The sequence below is a fragment of the Haloarcula sp. Atlit-120R genome (genome assembly GCF_003665885.1).
In the GTDB taxonomy this organism is placed as follows: Archaea; Halobacteriota; Halobacteria; order Halobacteriales; family Haloarculaceae; genus Haloarcula; species Haloarcula taiwanensis.
In genome coordinates, this window is the sequence record NZ_QPLN01000005.1 from 80,401 (window position 1) to 97,933 (window position 17,533).

At 63.8% G+C, this 17,533-nt stretch carries 13 protein-coding genes; 8 read left to right on the forward strand and 5 right to left on the reverse strand.

Features of this window, described 5'->3' with window-relative positions:
* Positions 1–6: 6 nt before the first annotated feature.
* Positions 7–1,539, reverse strand: coding sequence for a glycerol kinase GlpK (glpK, locus tag DVK01_RS17035; RefSeq protein ID WP_121537697.1), 1,533 nt, complete (start codon positions 1,537–1,539; stop codon positions 7–9).
* A 128-nt stretch (positions 1,540–1,667) separates the two neighbouring features.
* The gene (locus tag DVK01_RS17040; RefSeq protein WP_121537699.1) at positions 1,668–4,211 is read right to left on the reverse strand and encodes an extracellular solute-binding protein; all 2,544 of its coding nucleotides are present in this window, start codon (positions 4,209–4,211) and stop codon (positions 1,668–1,670) included.
* Between the two features lie 348 nt (positions 4,212–4,559).
* Here DVK01_RS17040 and glpA point away from each other — a divergent pair, with 348 nt between their 5' ends.
* From glpA to DVK01_RS17055, 3 genes are read left to right on the forward strand one after another with little or no spacing between them, the layout of a single operon-like run.
* Entirely contained in the window at positions 4,560–6,287 is a 1,728-nt protein-coding gene (gene glpA / locus DVK01_RS17045) for an anaerobic glycerol-3-phosphate dehydrogenase subunit GlpA (RefSeq protein WP_101349861.1), read from the forward strand.
* Positions 6,277–7,551, forward strand: a complete 1,275-nt coding sequence (gene glpB, locus DVK01_RS17050; protein ID WP_101349862.1) for a glycerol-3-phosphate dehydrogenase subunit GlpB — start codon at positions 6,277–6,279, stop codon at positions 7,549–7,551. Before glpA ends, glpB begins: the two co-directional genes overlap by 11 nt.
* Entirely contained in the window at positions 7,548–8,924 is a 1,377-nt protein-coding gene (locus DVK01_RS17055; protein WP_101349863.1) for an anaerobic glycerol-3-phosphate dehydrogenase subunit C, read from the forward strand. Before glpB ends, DVK01_RS17055 begins: the two co-directional genes overlap by 4 nt.
* Positions 8,925–8,931: 7 nt before the next feature.
* On the opposite strand, the gene DVK01_RS17060 is transcribed toward DVK01_RS17055, so the two are convergent.
* Entirely contained in the window at positions 8,932–9,384 is a 453-nt protein-coding gene (locus DVK01_RS17060) for a universal stress protein (RefSeq protein ID WP_121537701.1), read from the reverse strand.
* A gap of 97 nt (positions 9,385–9,481) precedes the next feature.
* On the reverse strand, positions 9,482–12,178 hold the full coding sequence (ppc, locus tag DVK01_RS17065; protein ID WP_101349865.1) for a phosphoenolpyruvate carboxylase: 2,697 nt from the start codon (positions 12,176–12,178) through the stop codon (positions 9,482–9,484).
* Positions 12,179–12,331: 153 nt separating this feature from the next.
* On the opposite strand from ppc, the gene DVK01_RS17070 reads away from it, so the two are divergent.
* On the forward strand, positions 12,332–13,036 hold the full coding sequence (locus DVK01_RS17070; RefSeq protein ID WP_101349866.1) for a helix-turn-helix domain-containing protein: 705 nt from the start codon (positions 12,332–12,334) through the stop codon (positions 13,034–13,036).
* 8 nt (positions 13,037–13,044) lie between these two features.
* Here the strand turns inward: DVK01_RS17070 and DVK01_RS17075 are convergent, their stop codons facing one another.
* A complete protein-coding gene (locus DVK01_RS17075) occupies positions 13,045–13,440 on the reverse strand; it encodes a hypothetical protein (protein ID WP_101349867.1) in 396 nt (131 codons plus the stop codon).
* A gap of 119 nt (positions 13,441–13,559) precedes the next feature.
* On the opposite strand from DVK01_RS17075, the gene DVK01_RS17080 reads away from it, so the two are divergent.
* Genes DVK01_RS17080 through DVK01_RS17095 form a run of 4 tightly spaced genes read left to right on the forward strand, consistent with a single transcriptional unit; the run spans position 13,560 to position 17,468 of the window.
* Positions 13,560–14,972 carry an ABC transporter substrate-binding protein gene (locus tag DVK01_RS17080; protein WP_101349868.1) on the forward strand — a complete coding sequence of 471 codons (1,413 nt, stop codon included), beginning with the start codon at positions 13,560–13,562 and terminating at the stop codon, positions 14,970–14,972.
* 2 nt (positions 14,973–14,974) lie between these two features.
* A complete protein-coding gene (locus DVK01_RS17085) occupies positions 14,975–15,787 on the forward strand; it encodes an ABC transporter ATP-binding protein (RefSeq protein ID WP_121537703.1) in 813 nt (270 codons plus the stop codon).
* Complete coding sequence (locus DVK01_RS17090) at positions 15,784–16,482, forward strand: ABC transporter ATP-binding protein (protein WP_101349870.1); 699 nt, start codon at positions 15,784–15,786, stop codon at positions 16,480–16,482. The genes DVK01_RS17085 and DVK01_RS17090 overlap by 4 nt, the downstream gene beginning before the upstream one ends.
* Entirely contained in the window at positions 16,479–17,468 is a 990-nt protein-coding gene (locus DVK01_RS17095; RefSeq protein ID WP_121537705.1) for a branched-chain amino acid ABC transporter permease, read from the forward strand. Before DVK01_RS17090 ends, DVK01_RS17095 begins: the two co-directional genes overlap by 4 nt.
* Positions 17,469–17,533 lie beyond the last annotated feature (65 nt).

A 17,533-nucleotide genomic window follows, 5' to 3' on the forward strand; every position in this document is an offset into this window, starting at 1 on the left:
CATGGATTACTCCTCCTGTGCCCAGTCGCGGGAACGGTCGACGGCGTCGTCCCAGCGAGCGTACATCTTGTCTGCCTTCCCGGAATCCATCTCGGGCGAGAATTCCTCGTCGATCTGCCAGTTGTCCCGGAGTTCGTCGACAGTGTCCCAGTACCCAACAGCGAGGCCGGCGGCGTATGCTGACCCGAGGGCAGTGGTCTCGTCAACCTGCGGCCGAGCGATGTCCGTCTGGATGATGTCGGACTGGAGCTGACAGAGGAAGTTGTTCTTGACGGCACCACCGTCGACTCGCAGCGTCGTCATCTCGACGCCGGAGTCTTCTTCCATCGCTTCCGCGAGGTCGCGGGTCTGGTACGCGATAGACTCTAGAGTCGCACGCACGATGTGCTCCTTTCGCGTGCCGCGAGTCATCCCGACAATGGTCCCGCGAGCGCGCCCGTCCCAGTGCGGAGCGCCGAGACCAGTGAAGGCCGGAACCATGTAGACACCGTCGGTTGAGTCAACCGAGCGGGCCAGTTCTGCGGTCTGGGCGGCGTTGTTGATGAGGTCGACGTCTTCGAGCCACTCGATGGCCGCGCCGGCGATGAAGATGGAGCCTTCCAGCGCGTACTGAACGGGTTCACCGGACATCTGGAAGCCGACGGTCGTCAGCAGGCCGTTGTCCGAGGCGACTGCTTCGGAGCCGGTGTTCATCAGGTAGAACGCGCCGGTCCCGTACGTGTTCTTCGCATCACCCTTATCGAAGCACGTCTGGCCGAACAGTGCGGCCTGCTGGTCACCCAGCGCGCCCGCAACGGGGACTTCCTCTTCGAGGAAGCCGTCCGCGTCGGTGTGGCCGTACAGACTCTCGTCGGAAGACGGGCGGACTTCCGGAACCATGGACTTCGGAACGCCGAACTCTTCGAGGAGTTCGTCGTCCCACTCCATGTCGTGGATGTTGTAAAGCATCGTCCGCGATGCGTTCGAGACGTCCGTGATGTGGTTGCCGGTGAGCTTGTAGATGAGCCACGCGTCGATGGTCCCCATCAGGAGCTCGCCGTCTTCGGCCCGTTCGCGGAGGTCAGCGCCGCGCGAGCTCTGCATCTTGAGCGGTTCCGCGTTGTCGAGGATCCACTCAGTCTTTGTCGCCGAGAAGTAGGCGTCACATTCCAGCCCGGTCTTCCCCCGGATCCACTCGACCTTGTCCTCTTCCTGGATTTCCTCGACCCGGTCGGTGGTTCGGCGGTCCTGCCAGACCAGCGCGTTGTGGACCGGTTTGCCGGTCTCCTTGTCCCAGACGATCGTCGTCTCGCGCTGGTTCGTGATGCCGAGCGCCTCGAGCTGTTCGGCACCGACACCTGCGTCCGCCAGCCCTTTCGTCACGACTTCCTGCGTGTTTTCCCAGATTTCGACGGGGTCGTGCTCAACCCAGCCGGGCTCCGGATAAATCTGTTCGTGCTTCTCGTAGGCGTTCGCAACGACCTGGCCGCTGTGGTCGAATACCATGAAGCGGGTACCGGTCGTTCCCTGGTCGATCGCGCCAACGTATGTGTCTGCCATTGTTGTGTTCTCCGTGGTGGAGGTAGCTTATTTATGAAAGCTACCACCTTGCCAGTAAACAACATAGTGAACCATTATAAAGATTACTAATGGTGATGTTTGGGGAGTAAAGAAAGGCCGGGACGGCGCTACCGTCCGGAATTGTACCGCTCAAGCTGCTTTGTGACCTGTGTGTCGAGGCGGTCAAGTGCAGACGGAACCGAATCAGGCCCATCCATACTGTCGACGGCATCTTCGATGATTGTTCGAACCGTATCGAACGGTCCGATCTGCGCGCCCCGCGTTGCAGTGGTATCGCGCGTCTCCATGAGCTGGTCGAACGCCGTTCTGTAGTGGGGGTTCCGGTCAAACCAGTTGTCGGCCCGGAGCCGTGGAATCGTCTCCTCGTGGACCGGGAAGTACCCGGTTTCCTGGTGCCACCGTCGCTGCTGGGCTGGTTCGGTAAGCCAGGTGAGGAACTCCCCGACAGCGTCGTGTACGGCCCCGGAAACTGCATCGCCGACCCAGAGGGATGCGCCGCCGACGAGTACACCGGTCCGGTCGTCGAGCACTGGGAGCTGGCTGGTTCCGACATCGAAGTCGGCGCTACGTTCGATACTGTTCAGCGACGACGTCGAGCCGATGAGCATCGCGGCGTTCTCCTCGGCAAAGTGGGTCCGAGCCGCCCCTCTGGCTTCGATTCCGGGGTCGTGGTACAGTCCGTCCGCTTCGAGGGTCTGCCACCATTCGAATAAGTCGTGGGCGAACTCCCCGTCAAGATAGCTCTCTGTCGGCGACCCGGACCGTCCGTTGTTCTCGTCTACGAGGAGCTGGTCAGCTTCGGCAAACCACTGTTCGACGAACCACGAGTAGTTCGCGAACGTGATACCAGTGTCCACGCCACCCCGGTCGACGAGCGTCTCAGCTGCGCTCCGAACGTCAGCGAGGGTTTCCGGCGGCGAACTGGGATCGAGCCCAGCCTGTCTGAACGCGTCCCGGTTGTACGCCATCACCGGGTTCGACGCATTGAACGGCAGCGAGTGGAGCGTCCCGTCGAAACGGTAGTAGTTCGTCACTGGATCGAGCAGCGCGTCGATGTGAGCGCTCGGGAGCAGTTCTTCGACCGGGATGAAATGACCGCTATCGCGCGCACGCGTGGTGCCAATCTCGAATATCTGTGCGATCGCCGGTGGGTCACCGTTTTCAGCGGCGTTCAGCGTCGCATCGAGAGTCCCGCGATAGCTCCCTTTCGACCGCAGCGCGAGACTGATCCCGTCGGTCTGTGATTCGAACTCGCGGACGAGGTCTTCCAGCAGTAACGCCTTCTCGCCGCCCATCGCGTGCCAGAATTCGACGACAGTTCCGTCCGTGGTCGCCGCCGCCGAACCGGTCGCCAGTTCGAAGGACCCCAGCGACGCTTCAAGCGATTCAGCCCGCTCGGTAAGCGTGGAAACTCGCGTCGAGACCTCTGCAAGTTCCGTTGTCTGGTCCGCTGCGGCGTCGGCGGCGACAGCTGCCTCTTCGGCTGTCCGGGCGCTGATATCCTCGACATCGTCGACCATCGACACGACTTCTTGTGTGGAGTCGGCCTGCGTATCCGTCGCATCGTCAATCTCCTGGACGCTCGAATCGACCTCCTCGACCATCGAGACGACGGAATCCAGTTCATCAAGCGCACTGGCGACTGACGAGCGGGTGTCTTCGACACTCTTCCGGGTATCGTACATCTCCGAAACCGTCGCGTCAGCCTGTTCGTGAACCTCCTGGATAGACGCTGCAATCTCGTCAGTCGCTTCCTTCGTCTCTGTTGCGAGCGATTTGACCTCCTCAGCCACGACGGCGAACCCGTCGCCGGATTCCCCTGCTCGGGCCGCTTCGATGTTGGCGTTCAGTGCCAACATATTGGTCTGGTCCGCGACGTCCGTGATGAAGCCCACAATCTCCTCGATGTCAGACAGCAGGTCGTTCAGTTGTTCGACCTTGTCGACGGTCGCTTCGGCGTTGTCAGTCAATCGGTCGAGCGTCGTCATCGCCGAGGACGCCGACTCTAGTGCGGATTCGCCCCGAGCGCTGGCTTCGCTTGACGTGTCCGCAACCTCGTTTGCGGCGCTCGCTATCTCCTCAATCGTCGCCGAGAGGTTCCGCATCTCGTCGGAAATCGACTGTATCTCGTCGCGCTGCTCGTCCGAACCAGCCGAAATCTCGCCGACAGCACCGCTCACATCCCGGCTGGCGGACTTGACCGATCCGAGACGGGTGTCGACCTGTTCCGTTGCGGCGGTCACCTGTTCGCTGAACGACGCCATCCGATCGACAGTGTCAGTCCATTCCCGGAGCAGTTCCTCGTATGCGTCGTACAGCGGCTCAGCCGCCTCAGCTGGTGGCTGTCCGGGTTTTGCGGTCAGGTCGCCGTTAGCGTTCGCCTTGGCAACAGACGTGAGACGGTCGACAGTGGTTTCGAGCGCCTGGCGGTCTGCCCGCTCCTGTTCGAGTTCCGCCGCCAGTTGCTCACATCGTGCTTCCAGTTCCGCCCGTTCAGGGTCGTTTTCGGTCTCTGCGTCCTTCTGGAGGGCTTCTGCTGACGGCGGTTCAGTCTCAGACTCGTTTCCATCCCGCCCCTCTGTGACGCCGCCGTCGGTGTGCTCCCTGTCAGGCGGGCCGTCTTCTGAATCAAGTGGGTTCCATTTACTCATTGTCGCTCCCGTTGGCCGAACGACCAACACGCTCTCGGGAATAGTCCACTATCAAAATATATAATAGTTACTGTCGAAACGGTAGGAGTGATAATTAATACGCGAGCGCGGTTTCCATTCTACAACGTCGTCTCTAGTACGCCAGTATTTGAAAATATGGAGTTATCTCTCGAATTTGAGAGAATGTGGTCAACCACTACCTGGCCAATCAGCGAAAAATAATATGCTGTGCGTTCACAATTAACAGTAGGTGTCACGGTATTCCTCATGATTACATAGAAAATTTACTGTCCAAGCACCAGCAACGGTAAAGTGAAGTGTGTGCGCTCCAAAATCACGGAAAGATAGATGGGACCGACACCACACATCGCCGTCATCGGTGGCGGCTCGACTGGGGCGGGCATCGCGCGGGACCTCGCGATGCGCGGGCTCGACGTGACCCTCGTAGAACAGGGGAATCTAACCCACGGGACCACCGGTCGAATGCACGGGCTGCTCCATAGCGGCGGGCGATACGCCGTCTCGGACCAGGCCAGCGCGACCGAGTGTATCGAGGAAAACCGGGTACTGCGTGACATCGCAAGCCACTGTGTCGAAATGACCGGTGGCCTGTTCGTCAAGCGACCTGAGGACTCCGAGGAGTATTTCCAGAAGAAGCTCAGCGGCTGTGAGGAGTGCGGCATCCCCGCCGAAGTCGTCTCGGGCGAAGAAGCCCGCGCGATGGAGCCACACCTGGCGAAGGACATCGACAAGGCAATCAGCGTTCCTGACGGGGCCATCGACCCGTTCCGGCTGGTCGTCGCGAACGCCGCGAGCGCACAGGAACACGGCGCGCGCATCGAGACCCACTCCAAAGTGACCGACCTCCTCGTCGAGAGCGGCGAGGTCGTCGGCATCGAGGTCGAACACGACTCCGGCCCCGGCAAGCGCGTCCACGGCACGGAGGGCGGAACCGAACAGATCCGCGCTGATTACGTCGTGAATGCAACTGGTGCCTGGGCCGGCCGCATCGGTGACATGGCCGGGCTGGATATCGAAGTTCGCCCCTCCAAGGGTGTCATGACCATCATGAACATCCGTCAGGTCGACACCGTCATCAACCGCTGTCGACCGAAGGGCGACGCGGACATCGTCGTTCCCCACGAGACGACTGCGATTCTGGGGACGACTGACGAGGAGGTCGAGGACCCCGAAGACTACCCCGAGGAGCAGTGGGAGGTCGACATGATGATCGACACCCTCTCGGAGTTGGTTCCGATGCTCGACGAGGCGCGGACCATTCGCTCGTTCTGGGGCGTTCGCCCGCTGTACGAACCGCCGGACGTCGGCAGTGACGACCCGACCGACATCACGCGGGACTTCTTCCTGCTCGATCACGACGAGCGCGACGACCTCCCCGGCATGACCAGCATTGTCGGCGGGAAGTTCACGACCTACCGGATGATGGGCGAGCAGATAAGCGACCACGTCTGCGGGAAGTTCGGCATCGACGCCGACTGCCGGACCGCCGACGAGCCACTTCCGGGCAGCGAGGACTTCTCGGTGCTCCGAGACTACATGGACGAGTTCGGGCTGCGCTCGCCCATCGGTCGGCGGAGCGTCGAGCGACTCGGCTCCCGGGCCGACGAGGTACTCAAAACGGACGGCCCGAACCCGACCGTCTGCGAATGTGAAGGCGTCACCCGCGCCGAGATTCAGGACGCTATCGAAGGGTCCGGCTCGGACCTCAACGCCGTCCGCATCCGCACCCGCGCGTCGATGGGCAACTGCCAGGGCGGCTTCTGTTCCCACCGGATGGCGAGCGAACTCCACTCGGAGTACGACGAGAGCATCGTCCGCGAGGCCTGGGATGAACTGCTCCAGGAGCGCTGGAAGGGCCAGCGCCACGCCCTCTGGGGCGAACAGCTCTCGCAGGCGGCGTTGAACTACGCGTTGCACGCAACGACACAGAACCGCGATCAGGACCCGGCGGACGGCGAGCCGGTCGACTTCTCGGCGTTCGACACCGGCCACAGTCAGGCGGGCGGCGTCGACAGCGCGGACGTGGCCGCCGACGGAGGGACAGATGGCTATTGAGTCAGAGGTACTCGTCATCGGCGGCGGCCTCGGCGGACTGACCAGTGCGCTGGCGGCCGCCCGAGAAGGAGCCGACGTGCGACTGGTTTCCTACAAGCAGAGCACGCTTCGCCAGGCGTCTGGCCTGGTTGACGTGCTCGGCTACACGCCAGACGGCGACGGCCCACTGACCAACCCGTACGAGGCGATTCCGTCGCTCCCGGAGAGCCACCCGTACCGGAAAGTCGGCGTCCAGACGGTCCGTGACGCGCTGTCGCTGTTTGACGACGCGGTCCCGACCTACGAAGGCGAACACACGGAGACGAACGCGCTCTTGCCGACCCACGGCGGGAGTATCAAGCCGACCGCCCGCTACCCGGCTGGAGCCAGCGCCGGCCTCGCCAGCGACACCCGCGACACGCTGCTTGTCGGCATCGAGGAGATGGTCGACTTCGACGCCCCCCACGTCGCTGCCCATCTCGACGCGACGGGCGTCCCGTTCGATGTCCGCGGCGAGACGATCCGATTCCCGGGCGACCTGCGCGCGGACGCGAAGGTCACCCGATACGCCAAACTGCTCGATACCAACAGCGAGGTGGCGGTCCGCGGGCGCATGGTCCCGGCCCGCGAGGCGCTGGCACAGCGCGTGAACCCGTTGCTGGAGGACGAGGATCGGGTCGGGTTCCCGGCAATTCTCGGCGACGACAATCCCGGCGCGATCCGCGACGCACTGGGCGACCGCCTCGGCGTCGACGTGTTCGAAGTCCCGATGGGGCCGCCGTCGCTGCCCGGCCTCCGCCTTGAGGACGCGCTGTTTGCGGCGCTTGACGAGGCCGGGGCCAGCATCGAGACCGGCAACCCCGTCGTCGACTTCGAGGGCGAGGACCGCATCGAGAAGGTATTCATCGAGAAGAACGGTGCGAAGATTCCCAACAGCGCCGACCAGTACGTCCTCGCGACCGGCGGCTTCGTCGGCAAGGGCGTCGAGTCCGACCGCGAGGGTGTGTACGAACCTATCTTCGATTGCCACGTCCCCCACGCCGAGGACCGTTACGACTGGTTCGAGGGCCAACTGTTTGGCGACCACGAGTTCGCCCGCTACGGCGTGGCGACCGACGACGACCTGCGCCCCCTCGACGCGAGTGAGCACAGCGAGTTCGAGAACCTGCGGGCCGCCGGCTCCGTGCTTGGCGGGTACGACTTCGCCGCCGAGAAGTCCGGTAGCGGGGTCTCGATTGCAACAGGCTACGCGGCGGGCCAGCGCGCCGCACAGGAGGCACGATGAGTGACGCTGAAACCCCACCAGAGACAGAGTTTGACCCGGTAGCACCGAATACAGGCGAAGAGTTCGAACCAGTTGATGTCTTCCCCGACAGCGACGACTTCGACCTCCGTCCCGGCGCGGACTCCTGTTATAAATGCTCGACCTGCGACACGAACTGCCCTGTCGCGGAGGTCGACGACGACTTCCCCGGCCCGAAGTTCCAGGGTCCCGAACAGTGGCGGCTCAAGCAGTCCGACGACGACTACACCGTCGACGACTCGGTGATGGACTGCTCGAACTGCATGCGCTGTGACAACGCCTGTCCGTCTGGCGTCCCGCTCAGCCAGATGCACAACACCGCTCGCGGGGAGTATGTCAGCGAGCAGATGGACAAACTCTCCGTCGAGTACATCCGCAACCGCATTCTGGCGAACTACCGCACCTCCGCGTTCTTTGCGAGCAAGGTCCCGCGGTTGGCCAACTTCGCCATGAACTTCGGCCCGGCCCGCTGGGTCATGGAGAAGACACTTGGCGTCACCAGCGAGCGCGACTTCCCCGAGTTTGCACGGCAGACCTTCCGCGAGTGGTGGGCCGACCGCGGCGGTCAGGCGGCCTCGCGTGAGAACGCGAGGGAAGCGCGCGAGCGCCGCGGACTCCCCGAGGACGCCGACAAGAAGGTCGCGTATTTCCACGGCTGTTACTCCAATTACAACACGCCGGAGGTCGGCAAGGCCATGGTCCGGGTGTACGAGGAGTTCGGCTACGAGGTCGTCGCGCCAGAACAGAAGTGCTCTGGGACGCCGATGTTCGCCAACGGGATGCTCGACGACGCCCGCCGCCACGCCGAGACCAACGTCTCGTCGATGTCAGAACTCGTCGACGAGGGCTACCACGCCATCGCCTCCTGTACCTCCTGTTCGATGGCGCTCCGACAGGAGTACCCCGAACTGTTCGACATCGACGGCATCGACAAAGTGGCGGAGAACACGTTCGAAGCCGTCGAGTACCTCCGCATCCACGAGGACCTCAAGGGCGAAGTGCAGGCGGCTGACGTGGACGGCGAGCTGGCCGAAGAGTTCGCCTACCACGCCCCGTGTCACTCACGCAACCAGGGGCTTGATCGCCAGGCCGTCGAACTGTTCCGCGACCTCGACGGCGCTGAAGTTGAGGACGTGGGCGACTCCTGTTCCGGCATCTCGGGAACCTACGGCTGGAAAGAGGAAAAATACGAGAAGTCGATGGAAATCGGCGAGGAGATGTTCGAGCACATGGAACACGCCGAAGGCGATACCGGTATGACCGAGTGCCCGACCTGTGCGATGCAGATGGAACACGGGAGCGGATACGAGATCCGCCACCCGCTCGAACTCCTTGAAGCCGCGCTGGTCGAGTAAGTACCTCCTACTCTTCGCCGCGGACGAACGTGACTGGGCACGGCGCGTTCAGCATGACTTCCTGTGCGGTGGAGCCGAAGACGGCCTTGCCGGTCGGCGAGCGCTTGCGGCCGCCGACGACGACGAGGTCCGACTCCGTCACCTCTGCGAGGCTGACGATCTGTTCGCCGTGGTTGCCCACGGCACCCCGGACCTGCGTCGACAGACCGGCGTCGTCGAACCGTGAGACAAGTTCCCGGACGGTTGTGTGGCGGTCGGCGACTTCGTCGGGGTCGGCTTCGCCGGTCGATTCGAATTCGAGCCTGTCGACAACGCCGTCGTACTGGTCGTCGGTGAATACGTGTGCAACGATGACCGTCGCGCCGGCCGGACTCGCGATATCAAGCACGGCGTCAGCGAGTTCGTCGATTCGGTCGGCGTCGTTCGGTCCGACTGCGAGAAGAACGGTTTCGAGTGCCATACCGGCTACTCCGGGGGCAGACGCCTAAATCCTTCGATGGGTACTACTTTCGTAGTAAGTTATTCCAGCTATGCCGCAGCCGGTGACGCTCAGTGGCTCACCCAGTGTTTTTCATTCCGGCCGCGATGCCCTGGACGGTCAGCCGCAGGGTCCGGCGCTCGGTTTCGGTCCGGTGGGACTGCTTGAGCAGGCGGACCTGCAACAGGTTCAGCGGGTCGACGTACGGGTTCCGGCGCTCAAGGTTCTCCTTGAGCCAGTCCCGCGAGAGGAGCCCGTCCTGCCCAGTGATTTCGAGCACCTTCTCGACAGTGTCCTCGTACTCCTCGACGATTCGCGGGTAGATACGCTCGCGGAGTTCGGGGTCGGCGAGGTCGGCGTACTCCTCGGCGATTCCGAGGTCGGTACGGGCGAGTGCCAGCGACGCGTTGTCGAGTTTCGTCCGGAAGAACGGCCAGTTCTCGTACATCTCCTGTAGCGTTTCCATATCGCCGCCGTTTTCTAGGTATGCGTCCAGCCCGGTCGAGATGGAGTACCAGCCGGGGATGATACAGCGGGCCTGCGTCCAGGAGAACACCCACGGGATGGCACGGAGGTCCTCGACGCTGCGGTCCTCGCTGCGGGAGGCCGGTCGCGAGCCCATGTTGAGGTTCTCGATGACGGTGATGGGCGTCGCCTGCTCGAAGAACTCGACGAAGCCGTCGGTCTCAAGCAGGTCCTGATACTCGTCGCGGGCAGCATCGGCCGCCGTCTCCATTGCGTCCTCCCACTCGTCGGGGATCTCCTCGACCGGCTCCTCGATGGCGTTTTTCCGCGCCCGAATCTGGGCGTTGAGCATCTGTTCGAGGTTGCGCTCGGCGATGTCGTGGTTGGCGTACTTCTCGGCGATGGCCTCGCCCTGCTCGGTGAACTTGATCTGGCCGGTCACCGTCTCGTTTGGCAGGGCCAGCATGGCGTCGTTCATCGGACCGCCACCGCGAGAGATAGAGCCGCCGCGGCCGTGGAACAGACGCATCTCCACGTCGTAGTCGTCCGTGATGTCCGCCAGACGCTTCTGGTTGTTGTACAGCGACCAGTTGGCGGCGAGGAAGCCGTTCTCCTTGTTCGAGTCGGAGTAGCCCAGCATGATTTCCTGAATGTTGTCCCGGGCCTCCAGTGCCTGAGAGTAGGCTTCGTTCTCGAACAGCGTGCCCATGATGCGGCGCGCGCCCGAGAGGGCGTACTCCGATTCCAGCAGCGGCACCACGTCGAACCCGCAGTAACCGGGCAAGTCGACGATGTCGACCTGGTCAGCGAGGAACAGAACTTCAAGCGCGTGGCTGGGCTCCTCACACCACGAAATGGCGTAGGTGTCGATAGCGTCGATGCCGAACTCGTTTTGCCAGTCGGCGGTGGCGCGGAAGCGGTCGAGGACGCGGGTAGCATCCTCCGAGAGCCCCTCGGTGTCTTCCATGTCGATGACGGGGTTGTCCTGCAGAATCGCTTCGGTCAGGAACTCGACGCGCTCGTCCTCGTCCATCGCCGCGTAATCGATGCCTTGCCGGTCGACAGCCTCGGCGATGGCGTCGGTGTGCATCTTCCGGTGGTCGCGCAGATCGAGGCTAGCGAGGGTGAAGCCGAATGTCTCGACTTTGCGGATCAGCGGGTCGACGTGAGCCTCTGCGATGACTTCGGCGTCGTTCTCCCGAAGACTGTCGGCGATGACGCGGAGGTCGGTCAGCAGTTCCTCCTCGTTCTCGTAGCCGCCCTGACGAACGTCGCTGACCCGGATGACGGATTCGCGCATCAGCCGGAGCTTCTGGCGGTAGGGCTCGTCCGGATAGCGTTCCTCAGCCTCCGCGGCGATGCCGGGGAGCCTGGACTTGTGCCGGTCCAGTCGCTCGTTGAACAGCGCGTCGGTCGCGATGTTCGAGGCGTCCTGACTGAGCACGCCGGAGAGTTCCTTGAGCTTGTTGCGGTACAGCGGCAGGACGGTATCGCGCTGGCGCTCTAGGGTCTCCTCGGTCACCTCGGTGGTGACAAACGGGTTGCCGTCACGGTCCGAGCCGGCCCACGAGCGGAACTCGTAGAGGGTGTCGATATCGATGTCCTCGTCGTACACGTCTTCGAGCGTGTGTTCGAGTTCGTCGTACACCTCGTCGATGACATCGAACAGGACGTTTTCGAGGTACCACTGCACGTTCAGTGCCTCGTCGGTGACCTCCGGCCGGCGGTCCCGTACCTGCGGGGTCTGCCAGAGGCTTGTCACTTCGGCGTCGAGATCCCGCTCGATACGATTCTGTTCGCGTTCGGTGAGTCGCCGCTCGTCGAGTCGTTCGATGTCACGGGCCACTGACCGGAGCTTCGCCTTCACTGTCTTCCGGCGGGCTTCGGTCGGGTGGGCCGTGAACGTCGGCTGGATGAGCACGTCTTCGAGGACCTGCTCGAACTCCTCCGGGTCCGCGCCGCGTTCGGCCAGGTCCCGGACGGCTTCCTCGACGCTGTCTGCCAGCACGCCTTCCTGACTGCCTTCTCGGATTTCCCGGACCCGTTCGCGTTCCTCGGCGAGATTGATAAGTTCGAAGTAGGTAGTAAACGCGCGTGCGACAATGTCCTGCGTCTCCGGATTCAGCCGGTTCAGTGCCCGGTGGACCTCGTCCCGCGTCTCGGCGTCCCCGCGCCGGTAGTCGATACACGAGTTCCGAATCGTTTCTACCGTTTCGAACGCTTCGGTCGAGGTCTGTGCCTCCAGCACTTCGCCCAGGAGCGCACCCAGCTCCCGTACGTCCTGGTTTATCTCTCTGGCGTGCAAAGTCATACCACTTCATCCAGAACCGAGCCCTAAAACACTATTGAAACGGTGTATCAGGGATAGACGTTCGTGAAGAACCCGTTTGCGGAAAACAGCTATTATTAATCGTGGGGTTCTTTACCGTATCACACGAACCACATACGAGACAGTGGACTGCCAATGATAGACATCGCTCTGGACATGGAGCAGTACGACTGCCCCTTCATCGACACGACGGCAGACCACAGTGTCGCCTTTGCAGCAGTACACTGGGACTTCGATCAGCGTGCGCGGGAGTTGGAAACGCGGATGGTCGTTGAAGCCGAGGACGCGGGGATACTCGATACGGGGCTTGACAGCTTGCAGGCTCACGAGAACATGAACGACTGTGTGCTGTTACGCCGCGAAGAAAACGCCGCGCACATCCGGACGACGATCGAAGAAACAGCGGCGATGCAGACCATCAGGGACAACGGCGGGTACATCACCGGCCCGTTCCATATCGAGGCGGGCAGCGAAACCTGGCACGTCGGCTTCGACCGCGGCCGGGACGCCGACACGACGCTCTCGGAACTGGACCGCGACAACGAGTACGACGTGGTCGAACGCACGTCGACGACGCTCCCACAGCTTCAGGACCTTGTCCAGAACGCCGGCGCGGCGATGACGCTCGTCGACGGCTGTCGGGACCTCTCGGACACCGAACGCGAGACGCTGGAGACCGCCGTCTCCGAGGGCTACTTCGAGTCGCCCCGGGACGCGACGCTGGGGTCGCTGGCCGAGGACTTCGGCGTGTCCAAACCCGCCGTCTCGAAGAATCTCCGACGCGGCGAGCGGAAGATGATCGAGCGCGTCGTCGACGCACTGGACGAGATCGAGGACTGACACGGGACTCACTGCCGCCGCTGTAACGCGACCAGTCCCAGCACGCCGATTCCGGTCCCGACGTTCAGTAGGACCGTCGGCCGGGAGAAGCCGACGCTCACCTCGACGGCAACCCACGCCAGGAGTGCCACGGCGACGCCGACGGCCGCCGGCCGTGCCCACCGGCGAGTCGCGTAGGCCCCGTAACAGACGACCGCGGCTGTCAGCCCGAACACCACGAACAGCACCAGGCCGGGGACGAGGAAGGTATCGAACGGCGTGTTGTCGAGCGGCCCCGGCGGTAGTCCGACGAGCGTGCCGGCGGGAGCGGTAAGCAGCGCCGCGCCCCCGACGAGCGCGCGAACCGAGAGCTGGCCCAGCAGGAGTACCAGCAGCCAGCGCGACAGTTGCTCTCGTCCCGGCATCGATTGCGTTCCGTCCGCCCCACACTCGAAGGTTAGGGCCGCTGCAGGCCCGACGGCCCCGCCGCGTTAACATGTTAACTCAGCACACTATGTGGCCGGCGAGTCTACGATAATCTGTTATGCAGAATACGGCTACACGGAGGCGCGTTCTCGGCGCGCTCGGTGCCGGTGTTGTCGGACTCAGCGGCTGTGTCAGTGACGACTCATCCATGACTGAACAGGACGATTCGGACGGCGGTGCGACGGACAGCGGCACGAACGGTGAATCGGGCGGCAGTGGCTCGGCACAGACAGTTACCATCGGGGTGCTCCAGCCCCGAGCCGGCGACCTGAAGTACTACGGCGACCAGGCGCTGTGGGGCTTCCTCTCCGGGCTGGCGTACAAGGGCGGGACGGAACCGCCGACAGACGCCGGGAGCGGCGAAATAACGGTCACTGCTGATGACACGGAGTACCGGCTGCTGATACGGGACACGGAGTTCTCGGCGGACACGGCCCAGACGGCGGCGACGAACCTCGTCGAGAACGAGAGCGTGGACCTGCTCGCGGGCTGTACGTCCTCGGCGGCGGCCAGCCGGGTCGTCACGACGGTCGTCAATCAGGCACAGGTCCCCATCATGCTCGGGCCGGCGGCGTCGGCCGACATCACGTCTAACTCGGCTACCTGTAGCGACCTCGTCTATCGGGCCAGCGAGAACACCGCGATGGACGCGCGATCGGGCGGGAAGTACGTCGCCAGAGAGACGGACGTATCGAGCGTCTACCTGTTCGGCGCGGACTACAGCTTCGGCCGCGCAGTCGTCAACAACTACCGAGACGTACTCGAAGCCGAGGGCGTCGACATCGTCGGTGAGCGCTTTGTCGAACAGGGCTACGCCGAGTGGGACGGTTTGCTGGACAACGCCGAGGAGGCCGGAGCTGAGGGGGTCGTCGGCGGCTTCACGGTCGCGACGCTCCCGGCGATGTTCAATGCGTTCCTCTCGGGCGAGTATTCCTACCGCGTGTTCGGCGGGTTCGCAACCCGAATCACCAACAGCGTTGTCGGCGGGACGATGCAGAGCGTACTCGGCGAACCCCTGACCGAGGAGAAGATACGGAACTCACAGCTGGGGCCATTCACGACTCGCTACCACTGGAATCAGTACGACAATCCCATCAACGACGCGTTCGTCGAGAGCTACACCGACGCTTACGGCGTCGTCCCGGACCTGTTCTCGGCGGGGACGTTCACGGGCGCGTCGGCGATTCATCAGGCCATTCAGGAGAGCGGGTCGACCGACGGTGCAGACATCGCCACTTCCCTGAAGGGGCTGACTGTCACCGACACGCCGAAAGGCGAGAACGGCTACACTTTCCAGTCGTACAACAACCAGGCGCGGTCGGCGATGACCGTCGCGAACCCGATTCCGACGACCGACGAGTGGGCCGACAACTGGGGCGCAGCCATCATGCCCGGTGAACCGCTCGCCCGCATCAGCGACGACGAGACGACCATCCCGCAGGACAGCGATCAGATGGGCTGTTCACTGTAGGTATGCTCAGAACACAGGGACTGACCAGAGAGTTCGGGGGACTCACTGCCGTCGACAGCGTCGACTTCGAACTCGACACCGAACTCTGCTCGCTCATCGGTCCGAACGGGGCCGGGAAGACGACGTTCTTCAATCTGCTGACCGGGACCCTCTCGCCCACTGAGGGGACGGTCGAACTCCAGCGTGACGGACGGTGGGAAAACATCACCGACGCGTCACCCCACGAGACAGCCAGCAAGGGCCTCCACCGCTCCTATCAGGTGACGAATGTCTTCCCCAACAGCACGGTCTTGGAGAACGTCCGGGTCGCCGAACAGGCCCACAGCGACGACGCCACGACGTTCTGGCGTAACGTCGACCACTACGACGAGTTCACCGAGCGCGCCCACGAGCTTCTCGACCGGGTGGGGCTCGCCCACCGGGCGCAAGATATCGCGAGCACGCTGAGCCACGGCGCGAAGCGCAAGCTCGAAGTCGCCATCGCGCTGGCCGGCGACCCCGCGGTCCTCCTGCTCGACGAGCCAAACGCCGGCGTCTCCTCGGAGAGCGTCGAGGAAATCCGGGACCTCATCGAAGCGGTAGCGGAGGACTACCCGGTGCTGCTGATCGAGCACAATATGGACATCGTGATGGGGGTCTCCGACCGCGTGGTCGTCCTGCATCAGGGCGCGGTCATCGCAGACGGACCGCCAGCAGAGGTACAGGCTAACCCCGACGTACAGTCGGCGTATCTCGGCGGCTACGAACCGGGGAGTCTGAATGATGAGTCGACAGCGGCCGAGTCAGACCCGGACTCGGGGGAGGGGACGGCGTGAGCCTGCTCGAACTCGCCGGCGTCCAGACCTACTACGGCGACAGCCACATCCTCGAAGGCGTCGACCTCTCGGTCGAGGAGGGAGAGGTGGTCGCGCTCGCCGGCCGTAACGGCGTCGGCAAGACCACCACGCTCCGGACGGTTCTGCAGTTGACGCCGCCCCGCGAGGGGTCGATTACCTTCCGGGACGAGTCGCTGGTCGGCCTGGAGACCCACGAGGTCGCCGGCCGCGGCCTCGGCTGGATTCCGGAGGACCGCCGGATATTCGGTCAGCTCACGGTCGAGGAAAACCTCCGTGCAGCGATACCGGACCCGGACGACGTGGGCGACGGCCTCCGGCTGGCCTTCGACTCGTTCCCCATCCTCGAAGAGCGACGCGGTCAGGACGCCGGCACGCTGTCGGGCGGGCAACAGCAGATGCTCGCCATCGCCCGCGGGCTGGTCGGCGACAACGACCTCCTGCTGGTCGACGAGCCGAGCGAGGGGCTGGCCCCCCAAATCGTCACGGACGTGGCCGAGGCGCTGTCGACGGCGAGCGAGGACGTGACGATGTTGCTGGTCGAGCAGAACCTCCCGCTGGCGCTGGACCTGGCCGACCGGTTCTACATCCTCGACAAAGGACGGGTCGTCGACGACGGCGAGACAGCGGCGGTCACGGCCGACGACGAACGGTTCAGGAGGTATCTGTCGGCATGATACTGGAAGCTCTCGCGGAGTTTCTGACGCTGGGCGAACTCGGCGGCGTCATCGTCAACGGTCTCGCCAAGTCGGCGCTGTACGTCATGATCGCAAGCGGCCTCACACTCATCTTCGGCCTGATGGGCGTGTTGAACTTCGCCCACGGCTCGCTGACGATGGTTGGGGCGTACCTCGGCGGCCTCCTGATGGTGGTGACGGTCACCGGCGGGACAGCGCCGCTGACTCGCCTCGGCCTGTTCTTCGTCGCCATCGTCGTCGCCTTCGCCCTGCTGACGGCGCTCGGCGGGGCCATCGAGACGACCATCATCCGGCCGCTGTACGACCGCCCGCCGATATACCAGATTCTGCTGACGTTCGGCCTGACGCTTGTCATCGAGGAGCTGACCCGCATCGTGCTGGGGGTCTACGGCCTCCAGCCGCTGTCTGACTGGCAGGCCGCGCTGGCGACCAAGCCGCAGTTCCTCCGGGAACCGGTCGCTCTCGGTCCCGTCAGCGCCGGCTGGATGTCGCTGTTCCAGATACTCCTGGGGGCGATTACCGTCGTCGGCATCTGGGCGTTCCTTACGAAGACCCGGTACGGCCTGTACATCCGGGCCGGGAGCGAGGACGCGGAGATGGCGGCGGCGCTGGGCATCGACGTGCGCCAGGTGTTCACTGTCGTGTTCGCGCTGGGTATCGGCCTGGCCGGCGCGGCCGGAACGCTCCTGATGTGGGACCCGACGTGGGGCGCGAGTGTGCCGCTTGCGGCCGAGACGCTGCTGCCCGCGTTCATCGTCGTCATCGTCGGCGGCCTCGGCACGTTTCGGGGCACCGTCGTGGCCGCCCTCGTAGTGGGGATGGCCGACGCGGTGACGACCTGGTGGTTCCAGAACGTCATCGAGTTCACCGGCCTGCCGGAACTGGTGCTGTTCCTCGTGCTCGTGGTGACGCTCATCGTCCGCCCGCAGGGCCTGTTCGGCGTCGAGGAGGTGGGGGGCCATTAGCGCCGAGACCGAGGCCGACGCCGAGGCGGCGTCCGAGCCACCGGAGACGACCGTCGAGACGGGGT

Excerpts from the sequence above, each read along its gene's own strand:
- glpK (WP_121537697.1), bottom strand. The coding sequence starts at position 1,539 with ATGGCAGACACATACGTTGGCGCGATCGACCAGGGAACGACCGGTACC.
- DVK01_RS17040 (WP_121537699.1), bottom strand. The coding sequence starts at position 4,211 with ATGAGTAAATGGAACCCACTTGATTCAGAAGACGGCCCGCCTGACAGG.
- glpA (WP_101349861.1), top strand. The coding sequence starts at position 4,560 with ATGGGACCGACACCACACATCGCCGTCATCGGTGGCGGCTCGACTGGG.
- glpB (WP_101349862.1), top strand. The coding sequence starts at position 6,277 with ATGGCTATTGAGTCAGAGGTACTCGTCATCGGCGGCGGCCTCGGCGGA.
- DVK01_RS17055 (WP_101349863.1), top strand. The coding sequence starts at position 7,548 with ATGAGTGACGCTGAAACCCCACCAGAGACAGAGTTTGACCCGGTAGCA.
- DVK01_RS17060 (WP_121537701.1), bottom strand. The coding sequence starts at position 9,384 with ATGGCACTCGAAACCGTTCTTCTCGCAGTCGGACCGAACGACGCCGAC.
- ppc (WP_101349865.1), bottom strand. The coding sequence starts at position 12,178 with ATGACTTTGCACGCCAGAGAGATAAACCAGGACGTACGGGAGCTGGGT.
- DVK01_RS17070 (WP_101349866.1), top strand. The coding sequence starts at position 12,332 with ATGATAGACATCGCTCTGGACATGGAGCAGTACGACTGCCCCTTCATC.
- DVK01_RS17075 (WP_101349867.1), bottom strand. The coding sequence starts at position 13,440 with ATGCCGGGACGAGAGCAACTGTCGCGCTGGCTGCTGGTACTCCTGCTG.
- DVK01_RS17080 (WP_101349868.1), top strand. The coding sequence starts at position 13,560 with ATGCAGAATACGGCTACACGGAGGCGCGTTCTCGGCGCGCTCGGTGCC.
- DVK01_RS17085 (WP_121537703.1), top strand. The coding sequence starts at position 14,975 with ATGCTCAGAACACAGGGACTGACCAGAGAGTTCGGGGGACTCACTGCC.
- DVK01_RS17095 (WP_121537705.1), top strand. The coding sequence starts at position 16,479 with ATGATACTGGAAGCTCTCGCGGAGTTTCTGACGCTGGGCGAACTCGGC.